Origin of the sequence: Amycolatopsis sp. NPDC058986 (genome assembly GCF_042741125.1) — a bacterium.
In the GTDB taxonomy this organism is placed as follows: Bacteria; Actinomycetota; Actinomycetes; order Mycobacteriales; family Pseudonocardiaceae; genus Amycolatopsis.
On the sequence record NZ_JBHYJW010000019.1, the window covers coordinates 54,396 to 69,893 of the forward strand.

Consider the following 15,498-nt stretch of genomic DNA (forward strand, 5'->3'; position numbering starts at 1 on the left):
ATTGCCATGGGAGATCGGGGAAAAACCCTGAACGGACCCGTAGTTCGCGCGCTCGCCGCGGTCATCGCGGCGGGCTTCGTGCTGGGCGGATGTACCACCGGGCCCCCGCCGTACCAACCGCCCACGACTTCGCCGACCTCATCGGCGTCACCGGCGCCTGGGCTCGCCGGAGTGACCGCGACGGGCGGGATCGGGGTCCGGCTCGTGCTGCAGACGTCGCCACCAGGCGTCTTCGACGCCGACACGGGCGCGCTCGTCCCGTTGAAGGGCGCGGCGGGAGGCCAACGGCTGACCTCGCTGCTGCGGGTGGGGACCACTCCGGTACTGCTCGACGCGCCGATGTGCACGGCCACGTGCGAGCCGTGGGACGTGTACGTCTACCCCGATCCCGGCGGCTCACCACGTTCGCTGGGCAAGGCACGCAGCGCGGCTCCGGGCGCCGACCGGGAGAGCCTGTGGCTGATCCGCGAGGACGGTCCGGAAAGCTGCCGCCTCCAGCGCGTCTCCCTGACCGGCAAGGCGGCCGGACCCGGTACGCCGGCCAGCTGCCGCACGTTCGTCCGTCAGGAATCCGCGCGCGGGCTCCTCATCACCGTCAACGGCGACGCCGCCCAGAGCGAGGACGTGCTGATCGACCCGGAAACCGGCCGGACCATCCACCAGTTCCCGCGGATCATGGCGATAGCCGGTGATCGGCTGCTGATCGGCGGGCTGATCGACTTCACCGTGCTCGACCTGCGCGACGGGACACGGAAGCAGCTCGCCCGCCCGGTGCCCAACGGCACGGCGAACGCGCTGCCCAGCCGCGACGGCCGGCTGGCCGCGGTGGAGTTCGGGGATCCGGCGTGGCAGGGATCGAGCGTCCAGACGCGGGACGTGTGGCTGCTGGATCTCGGCACGGCGGCCTGGCGTCACGTGCCGTCGATGCCCTACGCGACGGCGGGCGGGCTCAAGCACACCGGGCTGGACTGGAGCGACGCGGGCGATCTGGTGCTCGCCGACGACGTCGTCGGCGCCTGGCATCCGGGCGAGCCCGCGTGGCGGCTCGGCAAGGCGAAGCCACCGGCCGAACGCGGCCAGACCATCGTGACGCTGTGACCGCTACTCCGCGTCCAGTCCGTGCTCGATGGCGTAGCGGGCCAGCTCGACGCGATTGTGCAGCTGGAGTTTTCGCAGCGTCGACTGCACGTGGTTCTCGACCGTGCGGTGCGAGAGCACCAGTTTCTCGGCGATCTGCCGCGCCGTCAGCCCCTTCGCGACCAGCCGCAGCACCTCGGTCTCGCGCTCGGTGAGCCGCGGCGGTTCGGCGCCGCCGGAACCGTCCGCCGGGGCGTCGGCCATCCGCCGGTACTCGCCAAGCACCAGCCCGGCCAGCCCGGCGGTGAACACCGGATCGCCCGCCGCGGTCCGGCGCACCGCGTCCACCAGCTCCACCGCCGACGCCGATTTCACCAGGTAGCCGGACGCGCCCGCCTTCACCGCCTCGAGCACGTCGCTGTGTTCACCGCTCGCCGACAGCACCAGCACCTTCGTCTCGGGCAGCGCGGTGGTGATCTCCCTGGTCGCGTCGACCCCCGAGGTCTCCCCGAGGTTGAGGTCCATCAGCACGACGTCCGGGCGCACCGTCCGCGCGATCCGCAGCGCGGCCGGCGCGTCCGGGGCCGTCGCCCGGACGTCGAAACCGTGCTCGGCCAGGTCGCGTGCCACGCCGTCTCGCCAGATCGGGTGATCGTCGACCACCATCACCGACACCTTGCCCGGCTCGTCCGTCATCGTGTTCCCCTCCTGGTCGGGACCCTGACTTCCCACTCCGTGCCGCTGCCCGGCGCGGTGTCCAGCGCCGCGCTCCCGCCGAGATCGCGCACCCTCCCCCGGATGGACTCCACCACTCCCAGATGTCCTTGCGCCGCCGCGCGTTCCAGCGCGCCGTCGGGAATACCCGGGCCGTCGTCGCGGATGGACACCACGACCTCGCCGCCCAGATCCTCCAGCAACACCCACGCGTGCGCGTCCGGTCCGGCGTGTTTCTCCACATTGGACAGTGCCTCGCGGGTGACCGCGACCAGCTCGTCGGTGACCTGGGCGGGCAGCTCGACCTCGCCCGCCGGCGTCGACACCTGCACCGACGGCGTCGCCAGCAACTGCAGCGCCGAGCGCAGATCGGTGGTGCCCCGGCCACTCGGCTTCACCGGCTCCGTCGTCACCAGCGCGCGCAACGCGATCTCCTGCTCACCGGCCAGCCGCGCGAGTTCGGCGGCCTCGCCGCCGAGTTCCCCGCCGCGGCGGCGAACCCTGGCCAGCACCTGCAACACGCTGTCGTGGATCGTCCGCGCCAGCCGTTCCCGCTCCGCCGTCGCCGCTTCCGTCCGCAACGCCCGCGCCAGCCGCTCCGCCGAGCGACGCGCCGTCGTCGCGGCCATCCCGACCAGCAGCGCGCTCGCACACAACAGCACGCCGTCGCGGGCGACGTCGAGGTCGAACCGCATCCGCGCGAACCCGGTGCCGACGGCGACGATCAGCCCGGCCACCACGCCGCCGGACGCGCCGAACCGCGCACCGGCGGTGAGCGGGGCTACCGCCACCCACACCGTCGTGATGAGCGGTGCCGTCTTCGCGTATTGGGCGTCCGACAGCACCAGCGGTGAAGTCAGCATCAGCGCGCAGGTCAACAGCACGTCGACGACGACGAGGCCACGCCATCGGCCGGATTCGTAGGCGTAGAACACGCTCGTCACCAGCGTCCACGCCGCCATCACGCCGAGGACCGTCCACGCCAGCCATTCACGCTGGTACTCGGCCCGGTGCACGAACACCGCACCGACCGCGAACAGCAGCGTGACCACCCGCAGCACGATCACCCCACGCCACAGCGGTGTCGCCGGGTCACGGGCGACCGGCGCGATCACGACTCGGTTTTCCCGGTGTCCGATTTCTCGTCCTTGTCGTCGGTCTCCGCGTGCGGGTCGGTGTCCGGGTTGGCCGCCGCGGTGTCCATCACGTCGACGGTTCCCGGATCCGTTTCGCCCTCGTGCAGGAAGGACCGGACGCCGGAATTCACCACGGCCAGCAGCGGCACCGCGAGCAGCGCGCCGGCGATCCCGGCCACGACCAGGCCGGCGGTGATCGCGAGGACCACGGCCAGCGGGTGCAGCTTCACCGCGCGCCCGAGCAGCAGCGGCTGCAGGATGTGGCTCTCCAGCTGCATCACGCCGATGACGATGGCCAGCACGATGAGCGCGCCGACGAAGCCCTTGGTCACCAGCGCGACGAGCACCGCGACCCCGCCCGTGATGACGGCGCCGATGATCGGGATGAACGCGCCGAGGAAGACCAGCGTCGCCAGCGGGACGACGAGCGGGACCCCCACGATCGCCAGCCCGATGCCGATGCCCACCGCGTCCACGACCGCGACCGCCGCGGTGGCGCGGACGTAGCTGACGAGCGAGGCGAATCCCCGGCGCCCGGCGACGTCGAACCGGCGGCGCACCTGCCGGGGGATGCCGCGGGTCAGGAACGTCCAGATCCCCTCACCGCCGGTGAGGAAGAAGATCAGGATGAACAGCGTCAGCACGAAACCGGTGAGGATCTCGCCGACCGTGCCCGCCGTGGTCAGCGCCGTGGTGGTGATCGACAGCTGATTCTTCTGCAACAGGTCGATGGCCTGGTTGATGAAGTCCTGGATCTGTTCCTGCTTCAGATGCGGCGGCCCGTTGATGAGCCAGTTCTTGATCTGGTTCAGGCTTTCGGTGAGCTGTTTCTGCAGCTGCGGCATGCCGTCGGAGATCTGCGTGATGACGAACGTCAGCAGACCGCCCAGTACCGCGAGCGCGGCGATGATCATGATCCCGGTGGCCAGACCCCGCGGGACGCGCCATTTGACCAGCCGCGAGACCGCCGGGCCGAGCAACGCCGCGAGCAGCAGCGCGATCGACAGCGGGACGACCACCACGCCGAGGTAGCCGATCAGCCAGACGACGGCGTAGAGCGCGGCGGCCACCACGATGAACCGCCACGCCAATGCGGCGCTCACCCGCAGGCCACGGGGAATGAGCCCGGTGATGTCCTCCGGCTCCGGCAGGAACGGTTCTTCGCGTCGCGCGCGCTGAGGCTGGCTCACCGGCCCACCGTATCGGGCACCCGGATCTTCCCGGCTGATTTGGGCCCGGCGCGGAAGCGTGCCGTCGTCCGATTTGCCCGGTGTGACGCGGCCTACAGCGCGGTGTCGCCGAAGGCGTCACCCGACCGTGGAGTAACTGGGTTTCGCCTGGATTGATGACGGAAAGTCACATTCGGAAGCACGCTGTGTTCATCACACGATGGTGGCATCAAGTCGTGTCGAGGATGCGAATCGACCTTGCGGCCTGATTGTCTCGGTCCCGCAACGGCGAGTGGAACTTCGAATTCCGCCCCGAAGCACTCATTCAGATCCGAAATTCGGCAAGGCGGACGAGGAGAAGCACGCGTGGCGAACGCAGCGGCGAACGAGGGGCGGGGCGCGAAGCGCTTCGGCCGTCTCGCGTCGCGTGCGCTGTTCGTCGTGGGTGGCGCCGTGGCGGGCACCGCCGCCGCGTGGCTCGTCTCTGGTGCCGCCGCTTCCGCCTCTTCCACAGCCGACGCCGTGCAGACGGGCACCGCCAGCGTCACCCCGGTCACCGACGCCACCACCGCCGGTCTCAACGACGCGACCGGCGGCGCGTCCCGCTTCGCCGGTCAGGTCGCGGGTGCCGCGACCGGCGCCGTCGCCGACCTCTCCTGCCAGCAGGACGCCACCACCTGGTCCATGCCGCAGACCGCGGGCGAGCCCGGCGGCTCGCACACCGCCTGCGCGGTGGACACGGCCACCGGCTCGCTGCGGCAGCACGGCACGCACCGTTCGATCGAGCAGAAGACCTCCGACCGCGTCACCGGCGCCGTGTCCGGCCTCGCGAGCGACGCGGTCGTGGCCCCGGCGGAGCGCACGCTCGGCGCGTTCGAGCACATCGCCCGCAAGCCGGAGGACACCCGCCAGGTCCTCGGCGACACCTTCACCCCCGCGCCCGGCGCGGACGACTTCGGCCGCAAGGTCTGGCAGCTGCTCGACCCGAACGCCCACCACGACTTCGTGCCCACGCTGCCCGGGCTCCCGGTTTCCCCGGTCGAGCCGGTCACCCCCGCCACTGCTGCCACCGGCGGCGCTCCCGGCCAGGTTTCCGGTCCGGTCGAGCCCGCCACTGTCCAGCTTCCCGCCGCGCTCCAGGCCGCCAACGCGATGCCGGGCGCCGCGCAGAACGTTTCCGATCTCGACGGCTCCGGCACCGAGCGGTCCTCCCGTAACGGGCACCGCGATCTGCCGTCGGCTCCGTTGTCGCCGGTGCAGCTTCCGCTCGCGCCGCCGTCCATCCCCACAGCCCCCGGTGGCGGTTCCGCCCCCGGTGGTCACCTCGACGGTATGACCTTCGGCGTTCCCTCCTGGGTCGCCGCCGCCGTCGACAACGCCGTCGCGGGTGCCACCCGCTCCGGCCTGCGGCACACGCCGCTCTCCCCGGGCCACCAGCCCGGCGTCACTCCCGACTGATTCACCTTCACCGCGGGGCAGCCGACGCGCCCTTCGCCGCCACCTTCTGATGTGCCGGTGACGCGTCCGCTCCTTCAGTCCCGCATACGCCGCGGCCGCTGATGCGCGCTCGCACCTTCTTTCCCCTATCGGTGCGTCTTCTTCTCGCGATGAGCCGCACCCCACAAGCCCGCAAGGGAACCCGAAATATAAGGAGAAAAACCCCATGCAGACCTGGGCAAAGCGCGGACTCCAGACCGCGTTGGTCACGGGTGGGTTGTTGATGCTGGGCACCGGCATCGCCTCGGCTGACGAGAACCCTGTCAGCCCCGACACCCCTGCCTCGCCGCTCGACCTGAACGTCACCGTTCCGGTCCAGACCGCCAACAACGCGATCGGCACGCCCTTCGGGCAGGCCGACGTTCCGGCGATGAACACCGAGCTGAGCACCAAGCCGGTCACCGAGCCGCTCAAGGGCGGCGCACAGATGCTCGACAAGGGCAGCAGCCCGGTCAGCCAGAGCACTCTCGGCGGTGCGACGAAGGCGGACGGCGCGGGTGCCTTCACCCCGACCGACAGCACCCTCAAGCACAACAAGGTCGTCGGCGACGTCGTCGTCCCGATCCAGATCGTGGACAACGCGGTCGCCGTCCTCGGTGACGCGAAGGTCGAGGGTGGCAACCACCAGCAGACCTGGACCCACAACCAGGACGTCGACACCACCGGTGAGGGCTCCGGTCTCGCCGGGAACGTCGTCAACCTCGACTGGGCGGCCCCCGTCCAGCTCGCGGGCAACGGCGTCGGGCTCGCCGGCGGCAGTGGCCGCGTCAACGGTGGCTCGGCCAGCCAGAGCGCGACCGAGACCGGCAACACCACCACCAACGGCAACGACGCCAGCGCGTCGGGCAACGTGGTCGGCGGGCAGCTGGCGACTCCGGTCCAGGTGACCGGCAACGCCGCGTCCTGGATCCTCGGCAACGCGCACAGCGAGGGCTACAACGCCGACACCTCCGCCACCTCCGGTGGCTGGATCAAGACTGCGGGCGACGAAGGCGCGGCCAGCGGCAACGTCGGCGCCGTGCCGGTCGCGCTGCCGGTGAAGTTCAACGACAACGCGGCGAGCGCGTGGGGCTCCAACGCCCACGCGAACTCGAACTCCACCGCGGACGCCAAGGCCGGGGACAAGACCCCCGGCTTCAAGGACACCCCGGCCTACGTCCAGACGACTGGGCAGAACTCCTTCGCGGACGGCAACGCCGTCGTTCCGCAGACCGCGGACATCGCGAACGTCAGCCAGGTGGCGGCGACCTGGATCGGCAACGCGGCCACCGGCAAGCCGGGGGCCATGGAGCGCCAGGCCAGCGGCAACACCACCGGCAGCAACGTCGACGCCGGCGGCTTCGTGCAGAGCACCGGCGACGGCGCCGCGGGTTCGGCGAACGTCGTCGACCCGGCGCTGGCGGCGCCGGTCGAGGTCACCTGCATCGGTGGCTCGCACATCGGTAACGCCAACGCCGCCGGGTGCGTCAACGACGTCACCGCGAACGCCGGCAACGGCAGCCACACCACCGGTGACAACTCGACGCTGACCGGCAACGTGGTCAACACGCAGGACGCGCTGGCCCCCGAGGTCTACGGCGTCGGCGGCTCGTTCATCGGGCAGGGCACCGCTTCGGCCACCGAGACGAAGAACGTCACGGCGGGCGCGTACGACGGCACCACCGGCAACGACTCCTCCGGGTCGGGCAACATCGTCCAGGTGCCGACGGCGGTTCCGACCGAGGTGCTCGGCACCGGCGGCTCGTTCATCGGCCAGGGCTCCGGCACCGCGCAGGAGACCAAGACCGTTTCCGGCGGCGGCGGTGGGAACACCAACGACGACAACGGCTTCCTCAGCTCGAACCTCGCCACCACGCCGGTTTCCCTGCCGGTCCAGGCGTTCGGCGTCGGCGGCACCTTCATCGGCCAGGGCCACGGCAAGGCCAGCGGCGACACCACCTCGAACGCGGGCGGCGACGTCCACGCGACCGGTGACAAGGGTGCCGGCGCGGGCAACCTGGTCCACGTGCCGGTCTCGGAGCCCACGCAGGTGCACGGCATCGGCGGTGCTCTCGCGGGCATCGGCACCGGCGCCAGCGACAACCTGACCGACTCCAAGGCCGGCGGCAAGGCCACCGCGGACGGCAAGGACGGCGCGCTCGCCGGCAACATCGTGCAGGGCCCCATCGGTGGGTCCGTGCCGGTGGCTGGTCACGGCGTCGGCGCCGCGGGCATCGGCCGTGGCGTCAGCACGAACGACGTCAACTCGATCGCCGGTGGCGACTCGTCGACCAACGGTGACGGTGGCGCGATCGCCGGGGACATCGTCGGCGCCGAGGCGCTGCCGGTCGTCCCGGCCGCCAACGACGCGGTCTCCGGCGCCGGTGGCATCGCCCACGGCACCGGCACCGACACCACCAACAGCACCTCCGGTGGGAACCTGTCCACCTCGGGCGTCGAGGGCTCGCTGTCCGGCGACATCCTGGACATCCCGGCCGCCGCGGACCCGAAGGCCTTCGGCGACTCCGTGGCCGCGGTCGGCTCGGTGTCGAAGTCCCAGGCCGACAACCAGACCATCGGCCAGGTCGGCGGCGACGCCGTCACCGACGGTGACTCGGGCAGCCTGTCCGGTGTCAACCTGCACCACCCGCTGGTCCTCATCGTCCCGGCCGACGACAAGCGCGTCCCGGTCCTGGCGAACGCCACGTCGCACACCACCGACGTGACGTCGATCAACGGCCAGAACGAGAGCCTGCCGCTCGACCTGCCGAACGGTTCCGAGCTGGGTGCCACGGACCTGCCCGCGCTGCCCGCCAGCGGGGTGCCGGGACTGCCGACCCCGGGGGCGAAGACGATGCCCGCCGCGGAGCGTGCGGACTCGCCGGTGAAGACCACGCCGGTGCAGCTGGCCGGTCTGGAGTCGATCCAGAACCAGCTGACGGGCCTGGGCAACGTGGGCAGCAAGCTGGGCAACCTGGGTCACCTCGGCGGCGGCGTCACGCCGAAGCTGCCGACCCCGGCGCAGCGTGCCGACGAGGCCCCGGGCCTGCCCTCGGCCCCGGCCGTTCCGGCGGCCCCGGCTCTGCCCGCGACCCCGGCCCTGCCGGGCGCGCCCGAGCTGCACACCGCCAAGCTGCCCAGCCTGGCGAACGCGCAGTTCACCCCGAAGACGGAGACCCCGGCGCTGGCCACGGCCGACTCCTCGCCGCTGTCGATGTTCCGCGACCTGCTCGCGAAGCTGACCGGCAAGTTCCACACGATGGGCAAGTGAGTTAGCCACCGGCTGACTCCCTGAATGGGCGGGCCCAGGAGCATCCAGCTCCTGGGCCCGCTTTCGTCGTGTCAGGCGAACTGCAGTGAACGCTTCGCCAGGCCGTGCCAGAAGCCGTCGATGACGGTCCGGCCCTTGCCCTCGTCGCTGCTCGCGCCGAGGGTGACGAACAGCGGGGCGAAGTGCTCGATCTTCGGGTGCGCGATCTCGGCGGCAGGGGCCTTGTGCTGGAAGTCCAGCAGCGCGTCGATGTCGCCCGCCCGCAGGACTTCCGCGCCCCACTGGTCGAAGTCGCTCGACCACGCGGGCGGGGTGCCGTCGACGCCCGCGGTCCGGCTCATCGCGCTCAGGTTGTGGGTGAAGAATCCGCTGCCGATGATCAGCACGCCCTCGTCGCGCAGCGGCGCGAGCTTGCGGCCGAGGTCGAACAGCTCCCGCGGGTCCAGCGACGGCATCGAGATCTGCAGGACCGGGATGTCCGCGTCCGGGTACATCTCCACCAGCGGGACATACGCGCCGTGGTCGAGCCCGCGATCCGGCGCCTCGTGCACCGGCGTCTGGGCCGAGTGCAGCAGCTTGCGCACCTTCGCGGCGAGTTCTGGGGCGCCCGGCGACGCGTATTTCACCTGGTAGTAGCGGTCGGGGAAGCCCCAGAAGTCGTAGACGAGCGGCACCGTGGTGGTGGCGCCGATGGTCAGCGGGGCCTCCTCCCAGTGCGCGGACACGACCAGGACCGCGCGAGGCCGGGTCAGCTCGGCCGACCAGTTCGCGAGCTGGCGGGTCCAGGTGGCGTCGTCCGCGAGCGGCGGGGCGCCGTGGCTCAGGTACAGCACCGGTGTGGTCATCACGACCTCCAGTATTTGAAAGTTCAACTACTAGGATACTCGACGTCGTGGTGGATGGCGATATTCCCTGAGGGCACGCTTTGGAGAAGATGGAGCGGTGGAAGAGGGCGCGAGGATGACGGACGCGGTGGCCGAGGTCGAGCGTGCGATGATCGCGATCCGGCGGAGTCAGCAGCGGCGTTCGCTGAGCGGGATCGCCCGCACGCGTGGCCGCGGTGCGCATGATCCGGTGATCGAACTCCTCGACGTCGTCGAAGAGTTCTCCGAACGCGGCGAGTCCGGCACGGTGACCGCACTGGGTGCCGCGCTCGGCGTCGACCAGCCGCGCGCGAGCAGGCTGGTGGCCCGCGCGGTCGAACGCGGGCTGCTGCGGCGGGAAGCCGACCAACGGGACGGGCGTCGCACGGTGCTCGTCCTCACCGACGCCGGTCGCGCCGAACTCGATGAGCTGCACGAGTTCCGGCGCGGGGTGTTCGCCGAGGTGATGGCCGAGTGGTCCGAGGAGGACCGGATCGCTTTCGGCCGTCTGCTCACGGCGTTCGTGCGGCGTTTCGGCGAACTCGGCTGAGTGATTCGAGCACTCTTCTCTGCCGTGAATTCGATTCGCGTTTTTCCTGGTTGAATTCTTCGAAAAGAATCCGGAAGAAACGTGCCGGTTCGCATTAGCATGACCGCGATGAACGCCGGAAAGATCAGCCTCAGCCGATGAGCGCCCACGCCGCCGAGCCGACGAGTTACGTCGGCCGGGTCATCGAGCTGGCCGAGACACGGCGGCTGCTCGAACGGCACCGGCTGGTGACGTTGACCGGCTCGGGCGGCGTCGGGAAGACCCGGCTCGCGATGCGTGTCCTGAGCGAGGCGCGGACCCGGTTCGCCGACGGCGCTGTACTGGTGGAACTGGCCCGGCTGCGCGATCCGGCCCTGGTGCCGACAGCGGTGGCCGACGCGCTGGGGCTGCGGGCGCTGTCCGGGCGCCCGGCGCCGGACCTGGTCGTCGATCACCTCCGGCGGCGCGTGCTGTTGCTGGTGCTGGACAACTGTGAACACCTGCTGGACGCCTGTGCCGACCTCGTGTCCGCGGTGCTGGCCGCGTGTCCCGGGGTCGCGATCCTGACCACCAGCAGGCAGTCGCTCGGCGTCGAGGGCGAACGGATCCTCCCGGTCCCGCCGCTGATGCTGCCCGAAGCAGAGGACACCGCGTCGCTGGCGGAGCTGACGGCGTGCGAATCGGTCCGGCTGCTGGCGGATCGCGCGCGGACGGTGTCGCCGTCGTTCGAGGTGACCGAGGAGAACCGCGCCGACGTCGTGGCGTTGACCCGGCGACTGGACGGCCTCCCACTGGCGATCGAACTCGCCGCCGCCCGGCTGCGCTCGCTGACCCCGGCGCAGATCGTCGAACGGCTGGACCGGCGGCTGTCGTTGCTGACCACCGGCGCCCAGGACGCGCCGCGTCGGCAGCAGACACTGCGGGCGACCATCGACTGGAGTCACGACCTGTGCACCGCGGCCGAACGTCTGGTGTGGGCCCGCAGCTCGGTGTTCTCCGGCTCGTTCGAACTCGACGCGGCCGAGTACGTGTGCGCCGGGGACGGCGTCGAGGAGGCCGAGGTCCTGGACCTGATCGATGGGCTGCTGGACAAATCGGTGCTGATCCGCGAGGACCACGGCAGCGGAGTGCGGTACCGGATGCTGGAGACGCTGCGCGAGTACGGGCACGAGCGGCTGGGCGAGGACGTGGAGCCGGTGGCTCGCCGGCATCGCGACTGGTATCGCGGGGTGACCGAGCGGTTCGGCGCGGAATGGCTCGGCACGGGGCAGCTCGCCTGGCTGGAACGGCTGCCGAGGGAACTCGCCAACATCTGGGTCGCACTCGGGTTCTGCGTCGACACCCCCGGCGAAGCCGCGGTCGCGGTCCGCATGCTCGACCACATCCGTCCATATTGGACGGTGTTCGGGTACATGAACGAGACGCGCCGGTTCGTCGAGCGGGCGCTCGAAGTCCTTTCGCCTGACGAACGCGAATACCGCGTCGGCGTGTGGATCGACGGATTCCTCGCCGCGGTCCGTGGTGAGGCGGAGCCCGCGACCCGGCAGCTCACCGCGGCGAACGAAATGGCCACGCAAGCCGGGGACGACGCGCTGGCCGCCGAGGTGGCGTTCAGCGGCGGGGTCGGACTCTTCCTCGCCGACTACTGCACGCCCGCCATTCCCCTGCTGGACAACGCGCTGACCGCGTACCGCGCACTAGGGTTCTTCGAGGGCGAGCTGAACGCACTGTGCTTCGGTGGCTTCGCCCGCGGCTTCGGTGGTGACGTCGAGACCGCCATGGAGCTGCTCGGCGAATGCGTCGAACGTAGTGAGAACGCCGGGGAGATCTACTTCCGGGGCTGGGCGATGTGCGCGCTCGGCTACATCCACCTCGAAGTGGACGATCTCGCCGAGACGGAGCGCTTCGGCAAGCTCGCGCTGCGGTTCAGCGCGTCGACCGGGGCATGGTTCATCGCCGCGGCGAACACCCATCTGCTGGCGTGGACCGCCGCTCGCGAGGAACGGTTCGACCGTGCGGGCACGTTGTTCGGCGCGGCCGACGTGATCTGGGCGTCCATCGACCTCCAGGCTCGCTCATTCCCGATCTGGGCCGCCCGGCTCGACCGGCACGAGTCGCTCACCAAACAGGCGCTCGGCGACGCCGCTTTCGAACGGAACTACGCCCGCGGCCGCACGATGCTCCTCGACGAGGTCGTCCGGTACGCGCTGGACGAGTCCCCGCCCGCTCCTGTCGCCGATCGGGGCGGGCTCACCCCGCGCGAGTACGAGGTCGCGGAACTCGTCGCGCGAGGACACACCAACCAGCAGATCGCCAGCGCCCTCACGATCGCGAAGCGGACGGCGGACGCCCACATCGACCACATCCTGACCAAACTCGGCCTGGCCAACCGCGCGCAGATCGCCGTCTGGGTGGCCGCGCGGGGCGCCGGATAATCCGCCGGAAATTTCTCACCGAAGGATGTAGAGCCGCCGGGGCCCGCTCCGACCTCCGCTGCGAAGCGCCCACCGTGGGCGCGTCGAGGAGGTCGGCGATGGGACAGTCAGTGGACGTCGTGACGGGGGCGCGTACCGACGTCTCCCTGGTGGTGGACCTGCCGGTGGAACGGCTCTGGGAGCTGGTCACCGACGTGCCGAGGTACGGCGAGTGGAGCCCCGAGTGTGAACACACCGAGTGGCTGTACGGAGCGGGAAAGCCGCCTCGGGTGGGCAATCGCTTCGTCGGCCGCAACCGGTTCGGGGGTGGCTTCGTGGCTTCGGTGATCTGTGAGGTCACCGAGTCGACGCCCGCCGAGACCTTTGCCTGGGTGGTGCTGGACGAAGCGCTGAAGTCCGCGTCGATCTGGCGGTACGAACTCGCCGCCATCGATGCGGAGCGGACGCGGCTCCGGCACAGTTTCGAGCACGGGCCCGGCGAGACGATGATCAGGGTGATGGCTGAGCAAGACCCCGCCGTGGTGGACCGGCGGCTCGTGGACCTGAAACGGAACATCGCGAAGTCACTCGCGGCGATGCTCGACGGCGTGCGCTACCGGGAGGAAGCACGGTGAAGTACCTGATCATGATCTACAGCAACCCGAAGAGCTGGGGACATCCCATTTTCCTGCGGGTTCCGGAGGCGCTGGCGATGTCCGGCGAGGAGCGGGACGCGATGAGCGGTCAGTTCGAGGAGCTGCTGCGGGAGATCGTCGAGTCGGGAGAGCTCGTCGGCGGGGAGGCGCTGGCCGATCCGTCGCAGGTCAAGACGGTCCGGGTGCGAGAGGGTGCCCCGGCGACCACGGACGGGCCGTATCTCGAGGCCAAGGAACACCTCGCGGGGTACTTCGTCGTGGACTGTGAGAGCCCGGAACGTGCCGCCGAGATCGCGTCGCGCTTCCCGGACGCGCGGTTCGCCGCCGTGGAGGTCCGCCCGATCATGGCCTCCTCCGGCCAGGAGATGTGACGGACGCCGAGGTCGAGGACCTGCTGCGCCGCTCGGCGCCGCGGGTCCTCGCCGCGCTCCTGCGGCGGTACCGGAACTTCGAGACCGCCGAGGACGCGGTCCAGGAAGCCCTGCTCGCCGCCGCGACGCAGTGGCCGGCCGAAGGCGTCCCCGACAGCCCGTTGAACTGGCTGATCACCGTCGCCTCGCGTCGGATGACGGACCTGCTGCGAAGCGAGTTCGCGAGCAGACAGCGCGAGGATCGGCTCGCCACGCGGGTCCCGGCGGACGCGTTCGTCGCCCCTCCCGCCGACGCCGTGGAGTCCAAAAAGGACGACACGCTGACGTTGCTCCTGCTGTGCTGCCATCCCAGCCTGACCCCGCCGTCGCAGATCGCGCTCACCCTGCGCGCGGTCGGCGGCCTGACCACGGCGGAGATCGCCCACGCCTTCCTGGTTCCCGAAGCGACCATGGCCCAGCGCATCACGCGCGCCAAGCAGCGCATCAAGGCTGCCGGTGCCCGGTTCGACCCGCCGCCCGAGGCCGAGCGCGCCGATCGGCTGCTCAGCGTTCTGCACGTTCTCTACCTGATTTTCAACGAGGGCTACACCGCGTCTTCCGGTCCTGACCTGCAACGCACCGAGCTGACCAGGGAGGCGATTCGGCTCACCCGCATCGTGCACGCGTTGCTGCCCGAGGACGGCGAAGTCGCCGGGTTGCTCGCGCTCCTGCTCCTCACCGACGCGCGCCGCCCGGCACGCACCGGGCCGGACGGCAGTCTCGTCCCGCTCGCCGACCAGGACCGCGAAAAGTGGGACCGGGAGTGCCTCGGCGAGGGCATCACGCTGATCACCCGGACGCTGGCCAACGCCAGGATCGGCCCGTATCAGCTCCAGGCGGCCATCGCCGCCGTGCACGCGGAGGCCGCGCGTGCCGAGGACACCGACTGGACGCAGATCGTCGGTCTCTACCAGCTGCTCGAACGGCTCGATCCCAATCCGATGGTCACGCTGAACCACGCCGTCGCCGTCGCCATGGTGCGTGGCCCGCGAGCCGGACTCGCGCTCCTCGAACCCCTCGACGCCGACGACCGGATGTCGCGGCATCACCGGCTGTACGCCGTCCGGGCCCACCTGCTGGAACAGGCGGGCGATCGCGAGGCCGCCGAAGCGGGGTATCGGAGGGCGGCGCGGCTGACCACCAGTCTCCCCGAGCAGCGCTATCTCCAGACCCGCGCGGACGGGCTGGCGCTCATACGACGCCGGCGATAGCCGACGCCACCACCTTGTGGACGGCTTCGGCTTCCGGTGGAACGCCGGTCCGGTCGGCGAACAGCAGATGGCCGGACCCGAGCAGCATCGGCGCGAGCGTGTCGACGTCGGCGTCCGCCGCGATGCGGCCGAGTTCGCGCTCCGCGGTGAGGTAGGCGACGAGCATGGCCGCGGCCTCGGTCAGGAGCGGGATCCCGGCCGGCTTGTCCCGGCGCAGCCGGGCACGCAGCTCGTCCCGGAAGGTGATGAGGCTGATGATCGCCACGGCGACCGAGGAGAACAGGGACGTCAGCGCGTCGGTGAGATTGTCGGCGACGGTACGGGTCCCGGCGGCCGCGAGCAGGTCGCCGGCCTGGGTTTCGAGCCGGGCGATGCGGTCGAGGACGAGCTCGGCGAGGAAGTCGTCGAAGTCGGCGAAATGCCGGTGCAGGACACCCTTGGCGCACCCCGCCTCGGTGGTGACCGCGCGGCTGGTCAGCGCGTTCGGCCCGTCCCGGACCAGGATGCGTTCGGCGGCGTCGAACAGCTGCTTGCGCGCGTCGCGGATGTGGATCCCGGTCGGCACCGGTGGT

Annotated in this window: 13 protein-coding genes; 8 read left to right on the top strand and 5 right to left on the bottom strand. The window is 70.8% G+C overall.

The window, feature by feature from the left end; translation table 11 throughout:
- Positions 1-6: 6 nt before the first annotated feature.
- Entirely contained in the window at positions 7-1,098 is a 1,092-nt protein-coding gene (locus tag ACFW0G_RS18630) for a hypothetical protein (protein ID WP_378326560.1), read from the top strand.
- A gap of 3 nt (positions 1,099-1,101) precedes the next feature.
- On the opposite strand, the gene ACFW0G_RS18635 is transcribed toward ACFW0G_RS18630, so the two are convergent.
- From ACFW0G_RS18635 to ACFW0G_RS18645, 3 genes are read right to left on the bottom strand one after another with little or no spacing between them, the layout of a single operon-like run.
- The gene (locus ACFW0G_RS18635) at positions 1,102-1,773 is read right to left on the bottom strand and encodes a response regulator (protein WP_378326561.1); all 672 of its coding nucleotides are present in this window, start codon (positions 1,771-1,773) and stop codon (positions 1,102-1,104) included.
- A complete protein-coding gene (gene macS, locus ACFW0G_RS18640) occupies positions 1,770-2,906 on the bottom strand; it encodes a MacS family sensor histidine kinase (protein WP_378326562.1) in 1,137 nt (378 codons plus the stop codon). The genes ACFW0G_RS18635 and macS overlap by 4 nt, the downstream gene beginning before the upstream one ends.
- Complete coding sequence (locus ACFW0G_RS18645) at positions 2,903-4,117, bottom strand: AI-2E family transporter (RefSeq protein WP_378326563.1); 1,215 nt, start codon at positions 4,115-4,117, stop codon at positions 2,903-2,905. The genes macS and ACFW0G_RS18645 overlap by 4 nt, the downstream gene beginning before the upstream one ends.
- Before the next feature lie 345 nt (positions 4,118-4,462).
- Here ACFW0G_RS18645 and ACFW0G_RS18650 point away from each other — a divergent pair, with 345 nt between their 5' ends.
- Both ACFW0G_RS18650 and ACFW0G_RS18655 read left to right on the top strand, forming a co-directional pair.
- Positions 4,463-5,554, top strand: a complete 1,092-nt coding sequence (locus tag ACFW0G_RS18650) for a hypothetical protein (protein ID WP_378326564.1) — start codon at positions 4,463-4,465, stop codon at positions 5,552-5,554.
- A 205-nt stretch (positions 5,555-5,759) separates the two neighbouring features.
- Positions 5,760-8,843 (top strand): beta strand repeat-containing protein, encoded by a 3,084-nt coding sequence (locus tag ACFW0G_RS18655; RefSeq protein ID WP_378326565.1) that lies wholly within the window; start codon positions 5,760-5,762, stop codon positions 8,841-8,843.
- Between the two features lie 71 nt (positions 8,844-8,914).
- Here the strand turns inward: ACFW0G_RS18655 and ACFW0G_RS18660 are convergent, their stop codons facing one another.
- Positions 8,915-9,688: a dioxygenase gene (locus ACFW0G_RS18660; RefSeq protein WP_378326566.1), complete on the bottom strand. Its 774-nt coding sequence runs from the start codon at positions 9,686-9,688 to the stop codon at positions 8,915-8,917.
- A 115-nt stretch (positions 9,689-9,803) separates the two neighbouring features.
- Here ACFW0G_RS18660 and ACFW0G_RS18665 point away from each other — a divergent pair, with 115 nt between their 5' ends.
- From ACFW0G_RS18665 to ACFW0G_RS18685, 5 genes are all read left to right on the top strand, one after another.
- Positions 9,804-10,256 carry a MarR family winged helix-turn-helix transcriptional regulator gene (locus tag ACFW0G_RS18665; protein WP_378326567.1) on the top strand — a complete coding sequence of 151 codons (453 nt, stop codon included), beginning with the start codon at positions 9,804-9,806 and terminating at the stop codon, positions 10,254-10,256.
- 137 nt (positions 10,257-10,393) lie between these two features.
- Positions 10,394-12,670, top strand: a complete 2,277-nt coding sequence (locus ACFW0G_RS18670; RefSeq protein WP_378326568.1) for an ATP-binding protein — start codon at positions 10,394-10,396, stop codon at positions 12,668-12,670.
- A gap of 98 nt (positions 12,671-12,768) precedes the next feature.
- Positions 12,769-13,284: an SRPBCC family protein gene (locus tag ACFW0G_RS18675; protein WP_378326569.1), complete on the top strand. Its 516-nt coding sequence runs from the start codon at positions 12,769-12,771 to the stop codon at positions 13,282-13,284.
- Complete coding sequence (locus ACFW0G_RS18680; protein WP_378326570.1) at positions 13,281-13,676, top strand: YciI family protein; 396 nt, start codon at positions 13,281-13,283, stop codon at positions 13,674-13,676. Before ACFW0G_RS18675 ends, ACFW0G_RS18680 begins: the two co-directional genes overlap by 4 nt.
- Complete coding sequence (locus ACFW0G_RS18685; RefSeq protein WP_378326571.1) at positions 13,673-14,926, top strand: RNA polymerase sigma factor; 1,254 nt, start codon at positions 13,673-13,675, stop codon at positions 14,924-14,926. Before ACFW0G_RS18680 ends, ACFW0G_RS18685 begins: the two co-directional genes overlap by 4 nt.
- Here the strand turns inward: ACFW0G_RS18685 and ACFW0G_RS18690 are convergent.
- Positions 14,907-15,491 (bottom strand): TetR/AcrR family transcriptional regulator, encoded by a 585-nt coding sequence (locus tag ACFW0G_RS18690; protein WP_378326572.1) that lies wholly within the window; start codon positions 15,489-15,491, stop codon positions 14,907-14,909. The genes ACFW0G_RS18685 and ACFW0G_RS18690 overlap by 20 nt on opposite strands.
- Between the last annotated feature and the right edge of the window lie 7 nt (positions 15,492-15,498).

Bases quoted from the DNA above. Each gene is read 5' to 3' on its own strand.
- ACFW0G_RS18655 (WP_378326565.1), top strand. From the start codon at position 5,760: ATGCAGACCTGGGCAAAGCGCGGACTCCAGACCGCGTTGGTCACGGGT.
- ACFW0G_RS18630 (WP_378326560.1), top strand. From the start codon at position 7: ATGGGAGATCGGGGAAAAACCCTGAACGGACCCGTAGTTCGCGCGCTC.
- ACFW0G_RS18665 (WP_378326567.1), top strand. From the start codon at position 9,804: ATGACGGACGCGGTGGCCGAGGTCGAGCGTGCGATGATCGCGATCCGG.
- ACFW0G_RS18675 (WP_378326569.1), top strand. From the start codon at position 12,769: ATGGGACAGTCAGTGGACGTCGTGACGGGGGCGCGTACCGACGTCTCC.
- ACFW0G_RS18635 (WP_378326561.1), bottom strand. From the start codon at position 1,773: ATGACGGACGAGCCGGGCAAGGTGTCGGTGATGGTGGTCGACGATCAC.
- ACFW0G_RS18660 (WP_378326566.1), bottom strand. From the start codon at position 9,688: ATGACCACACCGGTGCTGTACCTGAGCCACGGCGCCCCGCCGCTCGCG.
- ACFW0G_RS18670 (WP_378326568.1), top strand. From the start codon at position 10,394: ATGAGCGCCCACGCCGCCGAGCCGACGAGTTACGTCGGCCGGGTCATC.